This window comes from Actinoplanes oblitus (genome assembly GCF_030252345.1).
Lineage (GTDB): Bacteria > Actinomycetota > Actinomycetes > Mycobacteriales > Micromonosporaceae > Actinoplanes > Actinoplanes oblitus.
In genome coordinates, this window is the sequence record NZ_CP126980.1 from 9488586 (window position 1) to 9499469 (window position 10884).

The window sequence follows — 10884 nt, forward strand, 5'->3', positions numbered from 1 at the left end:
CCGGGTGGGTGCGCCGCAAGCTGCTCACCGGCCTGACCGTCGGCGGAGTCCTGCTGCTGCCGCTCGTCTCGACCGTCGCGTCGGCGGCGAATCCTCCGGCGCCCGGGCCGATCACCCTGGACCGGGTCGTCCCGGCGCCGGCCGTGGTCGTACCGTCGGACGCCGCGCCCTTCGAACTCACCGCGACCACGGTGATCACCGCGACCGAGGCCGCCCGGCCGGTCGCCGAGCGGCTGGCCGCGACGTTGCGCCCGGCCACCGGCTTCTCCCTGCCGGTCCGCAGCGCCGGGGTCACCACCGTCGACCTCCGGCTCAATCCCGTCGCCGACCCCTGGTTCGGCGACGAGGGCTATCAGCTGGAGATCGACACCACGGGCGTGGCGCTGCGCGCCAACCGCCCGGCCGGCCTCTTCGCCGGTCTGCAGACGTTGCGGCAGTTGCTTCCCCCGGCGATCGAAGCGATTTCGGTACGCCATGAGCACTGGACCATCCCGGCCGGGGTGATCCGCGACCGCCCTCGCTACGCCTACCGTGGCGCGATGCTCGACCTGGCCCGGCACTTCCACCCGCCGGCCGACGTGAAGCGCTACATCGACGAGATCAGCCGCCTCAAGATCAACTATCTGCATCTGCACCTCGCCGACGACCAGGGCTGGCGGATCGAGATCGACAGCTGGCCGCTGCTGACCGCCGTCGGCGGCGGCCCGGGCACCGGCGTGCGCGGGATCGGCGGCGGGTACCTGACCCAGCCGGAGTACCGCGACCTGGTGCGTTACGCCGCCGATCGGTACGTGACGATCGTTCCGGAAATCGACATGCCGGGGCACGTCAACGCGGCACAGGTCGCCTACCCCGAGCTGACCTGCGCCGGTGTGGCGCCGCGGCAGCGGATCGACATCCGGGTCGGCTACAGCTCGCTCTGCACGAGCAAGGAGATCACCTACCGGTTCGCCGAGGACGTGATCCGGCAGCTGGCCGCCCTGACGCCGGGTCGGTACCTGCACATCGGCGGGGACGAGGCGATGTCCACCCCGCACGCCGACTATGTCGCGTTCGAGCAGCGGATCCTGCCGCTCGTGGCGAAGTACGGCAAGACGGCGTACGGGTGGCACGAGATCGCCGCCGCGCCGGCCGCGACCGGCGCGGTGATCCAGTACTGGGCGGTCACCCGGGACCGTCCGGAGATCGCCTCGGCCGCCGCCGCTGGGGCGAAGGTGATCCTCTCCCCCGCCGACCGCGCCTACCTCGACATGCAGTACGACCTGCTCACCCCGGGCGGCCTGCACTGGGCCGGGACGATCGAGGTGCGGACCGCGTACGACTGGGATCCGGGCGGGTGGGCACACGGCGTGCCGGCCGGCGCGGTCCTGGGCGTGGAGGCGCCACTGTGGTCGGAGACGCTGCGCGATTACGGCGACGTGGAGTTCCAGGCGTTTCCCCGGCTGGCCGCGATCGCCGAGCTGGGCTGGTCACCCTGGGCGACGCACGACTGGCTGGCGTTCCGCGACCGGCTCGGCGCTTACGGCGAACGCTGGACCCGCCGTGGCGTTCACTTTCACCGTTCTTCTGAGGTCCGCTGGTCGTGACCGTCCTCATAAGATCTTACGAATCGACGTATCTGACGGGAGATTTCATGGTGTCCCGCGCACGCCCGCTCGCCGGCCTGGCCCTGCTCACCGCCGGCGACCTGCTCTGAGCTCACTCATCACGGGGAAGGATCTCTCATGGCACGCTCACCCTGGTTCTACCGCGCCGGAGCGACACTGATCGCCGGCGCCGCGGTGCTGACCGCCGCCTCACCCGCCCAGGCCGCCAGCACCGGCACCGCCTCGGCGTCGGGCACGGTCATCAAGTTCACCGCCCGGCCCGGGAAGGCCAACAACGTCGTGGTCACCCGGTCCGGCAGGACCGTCACCATCGACGACAAGTACGCGATCAAGCCCGGCAAGGGCTGCAAGCGGGTCGACTCGACAAAGGTCCGCTGCACCACCGAGGAGCCGACCACGGCCCTCTGGGTCTACCTGGGCACCAAGAGCGACCGGTTCGTCAACAAGACGTCCATCCGGTCCGACGTTTCCGGTGGATCCGGCAACGACGTGATCACCGGCGGCAGCGACCACGACATCATCCACGGTGACACCGGCAACGACGTGATCAACGGCGGGTACGGCACCGACGAGATCTACGCCGAGGGCGGCAACGACCGGGTCGACGGCGGCTCCGGCAAGGACTGGCTCGACGGCGGAACCGGTAACGACAAGGTCTACGGCGGCACGTACGGCGACTACGTGCAGGGCGGCCTGGGCAACGACCTGGTCGACGGCGGCTCGGGTAACGACTACCTGGCCGGCGAGAACGAGGACCGTGGACTCGCCGGGAGCTACCCGGTGGGCGCGGACATCTTCCGCGGCGGCACCGGCCGGGACACCGTCAGCTACGAGTTCCACGGGCTGCCGGTCACGGTCGACCTGGACGGCGCCACCCGGGACGACGGCCAGGCCGGCGAGCACGACACCGTCGGCACCGACGTGGAGAACATCGACGGCTCCCCGCTGAACGACACGCTGATCGGCAACGCCGGGGACAACGTGCTCTGGGGCAACCGGGGCAACGACACGATCCGGGGCGGCGCGGGCAACGACTCGATCGTCGGTTTCTACGGCGTGGACAAGCTCTACGGCGAGGCCGGTGACGACACGCTGGACGCTGTCGAGCCGTTGGACCCGCAGGAGGCCGACCGGGTGGACGGCGGCAAGAACGCCAGCGCCCTCGGCGATCTCTGCAAGTCCACCGCCGCCGACGTGGTGACCGCCTGCGAGCGGTAACAGCGGCATAGCGCACCAACGAAGCGGGCGGGGGAACCGATCGGTTCCCCCGCCCGCTTCGTCGTCACGCGCGTACGTGAAGAGATCTTGATTTGGTCCTGTCAGGCCGGGGTCGCGGCCGGTGTCCGGCCCTCTACCGCCTCGTCCTCGACCACCGGGAAGTGGCAGGCGGTCAGGTGCGACGCCGGGTCGTCCAGACGCTGCACCAGCGGCGGTTCCTCGGTGGCGCAGATGTCCTGCGCCTTCCAGCAGCGGGTCCGGAACCGGCAGCCGGACGGCGGGTTGATCGGGCTGGGCACGTCGCCGGTGAGCAGCACCCGGTTGCGCTGGGCGCGGTCGCGGCGGACCGGGTCGGGGACCGGGACCGCGGACATCAGGGCGACCGTGTACGGGTGCCGCGGGTTCTTGTAGAGGTCGTCGCGGTGCGCGATCTCCATGACCTTGCCCAGGTACATCACGGCGACCCGGTCGGAGATGTGCCGGACCACCGACAGGTCGTGCGCGATGAACACGTACGTCAGGTCGAACTCCGACTGCAGGTCCTCCAGCAGGTTCACCACCTGCGCCTGGATCGACACGTCGAGCGCCGAGACCGGCTCGTCGGCGATGATCAGTTTCGGGCGCAGGGCCAGCGCCCGGGCGATGCCGATACGCTGCCGCTGACCGCCGGAGAACTCGTGCGGGTACCGGTTGTAGTGCTCCGGGTTGAGGCCGACGAGCTCCAGCAGCTCCTGCACGGCCTTCTTCAGGCCCTGCGGGGTCGGGATCTTCTGGATCTGCAGCGGCGCCGAGATGATCGTGCCGATGGTGTGCCGCGGGTTCAGCGACGAGTACGGGTCCTGGAAGATCATCTGGACGTCACGGCGCAACGGCCGCATGTCGGCCACCGACCGGTGGCTGATGTCCTGACCCTCGAAGACGATCTTGCCGCCGGTCGGCTCCAGGATCCGGGTGAACAGCCGCCCGGCCGTCGACTTGCCGCAGCCGGACTCGCCGACCAGGCCCAGCGTCTCGCCGGCCTGCACGGTCAGGTCGATGCCGTCCACCGCGCGGACCGCGCCGACCTGCCGCTTGAACAGCCCCTTCGTGATCGGGAAGTGCTTCTGCAGCCCGGTCACCTCGAGCAGGTTCTCGCTCATGGTTCTCTCACTTCCCCGCTCAGAGGTTCGGTGCAATTTCTTCCTCGAAGAGCCGTGTGCGCTCTTCGGCCGGCAGGTGACAGGCGACCGCGTGCGCGCCGCCCCTCAGCACCGGGATCTCGGTGAACGACCGGTTGCCGTTGCGGCCCGCGTACGGGCAGCGCGGGTGGAAGGCACACCCCTCGGGCAGGTTGATCAGGCTGGGCGGCGAGCCCTTGACCGGGATGAGCCGCTCCCGGACGTCGCGGTCCAGGCGGGGCATCGAGCCGAGCAGACCCCAGGTGTACGGGTGCTGCGGCCGCTGGAACAGGTCGATCGTCGGGCCGCGCTCGATGATCTTTCCGCCGTACATCACCAGGACGTCGTCGGCGAGCTCGGCCACCACGCCCAGGTCGTGGGTGATCATGATGACCGCCGAGCCGAACTCCTCCTGCAGATCCCGGATCAGGTCCAGGATCTGCGCCTGGACGGTCACGTCCAGGGCGGTGGTCGGCTCGTCCGCGATCAGCAGCTTCGGGTCGTTGACCAGCGCCATCGCGATCATCGCGCGCTGCCGCATACCGCCGGAGAACTGGTGCGCGTAGTCGTTGTAGCGGCGCGCCGGCTGCGGGATGCCGACCCGGGTGAGCATGTCGATGGCCCGCTCGCGAGCCACCTTCTTGTTCACCCCGGGGTGGTGCACCCGGTACGCCTCGGCGATCTGCGATCCGACAGTGAAGAACGGGTGCATCGCGCTCAGCGGGTCCTGGAAGATCATCGCCATCTTGCCGCCGCGCAGCGCGCGGACGTCCTCGTTGGTGGCGGTGACCAGCTCCTGGTCGTCGAGCCAGATCTGGCCGCTGACCTTGGCGTTGCTGCGGGTGCGGTGCAGGCCGAGCAGGGCCAGCGAGGTGACGCTCTTGCCGGAGCCGGACTCGCCGACGATGCCGAGCGTCTTGCCGGCCTCCAGCGTGAAGTTCGACTCGGTGACCGCCTGGACGATGCCGTCGTCCGTCTCGAAACGGACAGTCAGGTCTTTGACCTCGAGGAATGGGCGTGACATGCGCTCTCCCTCAGCCCAGCCGCACGCGCGGGTCGATGATGCCGTAGACCAGGTCCACGATCAGGTTGGCGAAGACGATGAAGAACGCGGCGATCAGCGTGACGCCCAGGATCACCGGCAGGTCGTTGCCGCGGATCGCCTGGAGCGCCTGGTAGCCGAGGCCACGCAGGTTGAAGACGGCCTCGGTGAGGACCGCGCCGCCGAGCAGCGCGCCCAGGTCCAGGCCGAAGATCGTGACGATCGGGGTCAGGCCGGACCGCAGCCCGTGCTTGCCGATCACGGTGCGTTCCGGCAGGCCCTTGGCCCGGCCGGTACGGATGTAGTCCTCGCCCAGCGTCTCGAGCATGTTCGCCCGGGTGAGGCGGGCGTAGGTGGCGGCGAAGAGGAACGCCAGCGTGATCCAGGGCAGCAGCATCTGCATGAACCAGTCGCCGGGGCTCTCGGTGAAGGGCACGTACTGCGGCGGCGGGAGCCAGCCCAGGTCGTACACAAAGATCTTGGTCGCTAGCAGGCCGGTGAAGTAGACCGGCAGCGAGACACCGGCCAGGGCCACCGTCATCGTGGCCCGGTCGAGGAGGCTGCCTCTTCGCAGGGCCGAGATGACGCCGGTACTGATGCCGCCGATGAGCCAGAGGATCGCGGCGCCGAGGGCCAGTGACATGGTCACCGGCAGGTCGCTCAGCAGCAGCGGGGTCACCTCCTGCTCGGTCTTGAACGAGTAACCGAGGCACGGTGCCGGGCAGTGCGTGACCTCGGTGCCGGTGACGTAGTCCCGGCCGGCCACCATGCCTTTGAGGAACTTGCCGTACTGCACCAGGATCGGGTCGTTGAGGCCCATCTTGGTACGGATGCCCTCGATCGACGCGGCATCGGCGGTCTTGCCGATGTAGAGCAACGCCGGGTCGCTGCCGGTGAGCTTCGGCACCATGAAGAAGACGCCGAAGGTCACGAGCGTGACCACGAGCAGCGTGAGGACGGCGTTGATCAGCCGCCGGATGAGGTATGCCAGCACGACGTTCGGCCGAGGAACGGGCGGGCACCGGTCGCGAGAACCGGTGCCCGCCCGCCGTGGGCGGCCTTCACCAACCCTTCGAATTACCCGTTGCTATTAGGGCGGACGGCGCGGTTACTTGCCGTCGCTGACGCCGAGGGCCTGGAAGTCGATCATGCCGAAGGCCTCGTGCACGTAGGCGTTCGTGAGCCGCGGGTTGCGGTAGTTGAGCGCCTTGTCGACCACGAACGGCAGGTAGTACGCGCCCTCCATGATCTTGTGGTTGATCTGGCTGTAGATCTCCGCGGCCTTGGCCGGGTCGGTCTCGAGCTGGGCCTGGTCGAACAGCTTGTCGATCGCCGGGTCCTTGATCTCGGGCAGGTTGTAGTTGCCGTTCTTCGGGATGAAGCGGCTGTCCGCCAGCGGCTGCATGTAGCCGGCGCCGGTCGGGTAGTCAGCGCCCCAGCCGCCGATGATGATGCCGTAGCCCTTGGACTTCACGTTGTCCGGCGCACCGGTGATGGAAGCCTGCTGCGAGCCGTCGTACTGCTCGATCTTGGCGTTGATCTTGGCGCCCTTGAGCGCGGCCTGCAGCGCCTCGGCGGACTTGACCTCGGCCGGCTTGTTGTTACGCACCGCGATGGTCACGTCGAAGCCGTTCGGCTTGCCACACGCGGCGAGAGCCTTGGTGGCCTCGTCGACCTGCGGCTTGCCCTGGAGGCGGTTGAACGGGTCGTACTTGGTGTCCGAGCCGGCGATGTTCGGCGGCAGCATGCTGGTGCCGATGTCGCCACCCGCGATCGGGCCGCCACGCGCGGTCTGCAGCGAGGTCGGGTCGGCGGCGTAGATGATCGCCTTGCGGCACTCGATGTTGTCCAGCGGGGCCACCGAGGTGGCCAGGCCCGCGTACCGGAGGAAGCCGGTGGTCGGGGTGTCCGCGTTCGCCTTCAGGGTCGGGTCCTGGAGGATCTTGGTACGCGCGGTGGCCTGCACACCGGTCTGGCCGGCGTCGATGTCGGCGGTACCGGCGATCAGCCGGGCGTCCATGTCGTCGGCGTTCGTGGTGACCGTGAAGTTGATCTGGTCCGGCAGCGCCTTGCGGATCGGGTCGGTCGCCGGGTCCCAGTTCGGGTTACGAACCCAGGTGGCGCCCTTACCGGGCTGGATGCCACCTTCCTTGAACATGTACGGGCCGGACGCGGCCGGGGCCGTGCCGTACTGCGCGCCCTTGTCCCGCTTCTGCGGCACCGGGCCGGAACCCGGCATGGCCAGCAGGTAGATGAAGTCCGACGACGGGGTCTTCAGCTTGAAGGTGATCGTCGAGTCGTCCGGCGTGGTGACCGACTTCAGGCCCAGCTTGTTCGGGTCGGTGTCCTTGTACGGACCCGGGTACTTCTGGCCCTGGTCGAGCAGGCCGGGCAGGTAGACCGGGCCGCCGGAGATGACGTCGGTGGCCCAGACCCGCTCGATGCCGTACTTGATGTCCTTCGACGTGATCGGGGTGCCGTCGTCGAACTTGATGCCGCTGCGCAGCTTGAAGGTGTAGGTCAGCTTGTCGGCGCTGATCTCCGGCATCGCCTGCGCGAGGTCGGGCTGCAGCTCGAGGCCGGCCTTGCCCGGCGCGGCCGCGTAGTCGACCAGCTTGCGGGTGTAGAGCCGGTTGAGGTTCCACACGAACGCGTAGTAGCCGCGGGCCGGGTCGAAGGAGTCGGCGTCCTGCGCGCCCCACAGGTTCAGCGTGCCGCCCTTGGTGGTGGACGGGTTCACCACGTCGGTGATGGCGGCGTTGTAGGCGGACTTGCCGCCGGAGGAACCGCCACCGCTCTTGTTGTCATCCTTCGAACCGCCGCACGCGGCGGTCGTCAGGCCGAGCGCGAGCGCGACGCCGGTCGCCGCAATCGCCCTAGTCTTCCTGGACACCTGTACTCCTACCTCCTCGAACAGCGGAGCCGAATGGATCCGCCGAAATTGCGATTTCCAGTCGCCCCTGTGTCAGCGGGCCTTCGGATCGAGCGCGTCGCGCAGGCCGTCACCGAAGAGGTTGAAGGCCAGCACCGTGATGAAGATCGCGGCACCCGGGATGATCATGTACATCGGGTCGATGGTGTAGGTCGCCACGGCGTCCGACAACATGCCGCCCCAGGAGGGGTTGGGTGGTGGAATACCGACGCCGAGGAAGCTGAGCGCGGCCTCGGTGAGGATGTTCGTCGGGATGATCAAAGTGGCGTACACCAGAATCGGCGCGGCCAGGTTGGGCAGCATCTCGCGGAACAGGATCCGCGGTGAGCGGGCGCCGATGCTCTGCGCGGCCTCGACGAACTCCCGCTCGCGCAGCGAGAGGGTCTGACCGCGGACGATCCGGCCGATGTACGGCCAGCCGAAGAAGCCGATGATGGTGATCAGCACCAGCATCCGCGACCAGCGGCTGTTGAGCCCGAACATGTTCTGCGGCAGCACCGAGACCAGCGCGATCGAGAACAGCAGCTGGGGGAAGGCCAGCAGGAAGTCCATCACCCGGCTGATCGCCGCGTCGACCCAGCCGCCGAAGAAGCCGGCCGCGGTGCCGAAGAGGACGCCGAGGAAGGTCGACACGAAGGCGGCGAGGAAGGCGACAGTCAACGAGGTCTGCGCGCCGTACACGATGCGACTGAACACGTCCCGGCCGCTGCTCGGCTCGACCCCGAAGATGAAGTCGGAGCTGATGCCGCCCCACGGCTTGAACGGGGTACCGAAGGTCGGATCGATCTGATCGTTGTGGAACTCGTCGATCGGATGCCCGAGAAGTTTCGTCAGCACCGGCGCGAGAATCGCCACGGCTATCAGGAAGAGGACGACGAAGCCGCCGCCCATCGCCACCTTGTCCTTTTTCAGGCGGCGCCACGCGATCTGCTTCAGCGACCGGCCCGCGATCGCCTTTTCGGCGGGGCCTCGCACCTCAGCCGCGTCGGCTGTCGGCGCCGTCACCTCATCGGAGATGGGCGCTTCTGGGCCAAGCGACATATTGTTCGCCGGTCCTCTCCCGGCCACCACGGGGCAGAGGAGTCCACGGTCACCAGCGCGTGGTACACGGAAGCTCCCACGGCCCGGCGACAATGGCCCACGCTGCTCGCGGTAAACCGATCGGTTATCGCATGCCTCGAGTGCCGGCCCTCATCGCACCGGCCGAGATCAGGCCGAGACCACGAAGGCGCCCGACGGCGGTTGTGGCCGCCGTCGAGAGGAACATTCACCTAATGCGGAGCCTCGGTCAAGCTCACGGACCGCACGCGGATACTTCCGTGTCTCCCTCGTGATGTCACCGTGACCTAGACACCGAACAAACGGAAGGTACCGCGTAAGGGGCCCGCAAGTAGCTAATCCGGACCAAAACAGCGGGCATCCCGTTACGTTCGCGTTACTGCATGTGAAGTCAAATCGCCCGACGGCCCTCGAAGGCCCTACCCAGCGTGATTTCGTCCGCGTACTCCAAGTCACCGCCGACCGGGAGGCCGCTCGCCAGCCGGGTCACCGCGATACCCATCGGCTTCACCAGCAGCGCCAGATAGGTGGCGGTGGCCTCGCCCTCGGTGTTCGGGTCGGTGGCCAGGATCAGCTCGCGGACCTCGCCGGTACCCAGCCGCATCAGCAGCTCCCGGATCTTGAGGTTGTCCGGGCCGATGCCCTCCAGCGGATTGATCGCCCCGCCGAGAACGTGGTACCTGCCCCGGAACTCGCCGGTACGCTCGATCGCGACGACGTCCTTGGGCTCCTCGACCACGCAGAGCACCTCGTTGGTGCGGCGCGTGTCGCGGCAGACCCGGCACTGCTCCGACTCCGCCACGTTGAAGCAGGTGGTGCAGAACCGGACCAGTTCCTTCACCTTGCGCAGCGCCGTGGCCAGCCGGTTCACGTCGGCCGGATCGGCGGACAGGACGTGGAACGCGATGCGCTGAGCCGACTTCGGGCCCACGCCCGGCAGCCGGCCCAGCTCATCGATCAGGTCCTGGATGGCACCTTCGTACACGGATCAGAACCCCGGCAGGGAGAGGCCGCCGGTGGCCGGTCCCATCTTCTCCTCGGCCAGCTCACGCTGCGCCTCGGCGGCGTTGTGAATAGCCGCGAGCACCAGGTCCTCGAGCGTCTCGACGTCGTCGGCGTCCACCGCCTTCGGGTCGATCTTCACCGCCTTGAACTCACCCAGCCCGGTCACCGTCACGGTCACCAGCCCGCCGCCGGCCGTACCGGTCAGCTCAGCCTCGGCCAGCTCGGCCTGCGCCTGAGCGACCTGCTGCTGCATCTTCTGCGCCTGCTTCATGAGTTGCTGCATGTTCGGCTGTGCACCGGGGCGCATGGCACCGCTCCTCAACTAGTCATCTCTCCCACGGAAACCACCATCAATAACCCGGCGGCCTCCGAATCAACCGCCGCCAGCGTAGCCGCCACCGTCCCCGTCCCCGGGCAACCACCACACCCAGCCACGCCGCCCGGCCGCCAACCACCCCCACCCGAGGCGACTGCCACACCGCCCGGCCGCCAACCATCCCCACCCGAGGCGACTGCCACGCCGCCCGGTCCGTCGCCACACCAACTTCCGATTTCGGTACGCCCACGGCGCCGCCCGGCCGCCAACCATCCCCACCCGAGGCGACTGCCGCACCGCCCGGTCCGTCGCCACACCAACTTCCGATTTCGGTACGCCCACGGCGCCGCCCGGCCGCCAACCATCCCCACCCGAGGCGACTGCCGCACCGCCCGGTCCGTCGCCACACCAACTTCCGATTTCGGTACGCCCACGGCGCCGCCCGCACGGGAAGCATTGAGCACCCGTGGCCTGCCAGCTACAAGCGTCCCCACATCCCACCCCGCGGCCACGCGCAGCCGACCGCGTGCGTTATCCACAGTTGGAGA

General features: G+C 68.5%; 9 protein-coding genes. 2 read left to right on the forward strand and 7 right to left on the reverse strand.

Annotation, left to right across the window (positions count from 1 at the left end; translation table 11 throughout):
- The first annotated feature begins 8 nt into the window (after positions 1-8).
- Positions 9-1586, forward strand: coding sequence for a beta-N-acetylhexosaminidase (locus Actob_RS42335; protein WP_284917569.1), 1578 nt, complete (start codon positions 9-11; stop codon positions 1584-1586).
- 138 nt (positions 1587-1724) lie between these two features.
- Complete coding sequence (locus Actob_RS42340; protein ID WP_284917570.1) at positions 1725-2825, forward strand: calcium-binding protein; 1101 nt, start codon at positions 1725-1727, stop codon at positions 2823-2825.
- Between the two features lie 101 nt (positions 2826-2926).
- On the opposite strand, the gene Actob_RS42345 is transcribed toward Actob_RS42340, so the two are convergent.
- The 7 genes from Actob_RS42345 to Actob_RS42375 form a co-directional block, all read right to left on the reverse strand.
- Positions 2927-3964, reverse strand: coding sequence for an ABC transporter ATP-binding protein (locus Actob_RS42345; protein WP_284917571.1), 1038 nt, complete (start codon positions 3962-3964; stop codon positions 2927-2929).
- A 19-nt stretch (positions 3965-3983) separates the two neighbouring features.
- Complete coding sequence (locus Actob_RS42350; protein ID WP_284917572.1) at positions 3984-5006, reverse strand: ABC transporter ATP-binding protein; 1023 nt, start codon at positions 5004-5006, stop codon at positions 3984-3986.
- 10 nt (positions 5007-5016) lie between these two features.
- The gene (locus Actob_RS42355; protein WP_284917573.1) at positions 5017-6018 is read right to left on the reverse strand and encodes an ABC transporter permease; all 1002 of its coding nucleotides are present in this window, start codon (positions 6016-6018) and stop codon (positions 5017-5019) included.
- Positions 6019-6132: 114 nt separating this feature from the next.
- Entirely contained in the window at positions 6133-7917 is a 1785-nt protein-coding gene (locus Actob_RS42360) for an ABC transporter substrate-binding protein (RefSeq protein WP_284917574.1), read from the reverse strand.
- A gap of 72 nt (positions 7918-7989) precedes the next feature.
- Positions 7990-8997 (reverse strand): ABC transporter permease, encoded by a 1008-nt coding sequence (locus Actob_RS42365; protein ID WP_284917575.1) that lies wholly within the window; start codon positions 8995-8997, stop codon positions 7990-7992.
- 409 nt (positions 8998-9406) lie between these two features.
- Entirely contained in the window at positions 9407-10000 is a 594-nt protein-coding gene (recR, locus tag Actob_RS42370; RefSeq protein WP_284917576.1) for a recombination mediator RecR, read from the reverse strand.
- A gap of 3 nt (positions 10001-10003) precedes the next feature.
- Positions 10004-10327 (reverse strand): YbaB/EbfC family nucleoid-associated protein, encoded by a 324-nt coding sequence (locus tag Actob_RS42375; protein ID WP_189332240.1) that lies wholly within the window; start codon positions 10325-10327, stop codon positions 10004-10006.
- Positions 10328-10884: the final 557 nt, after the last annotated feature.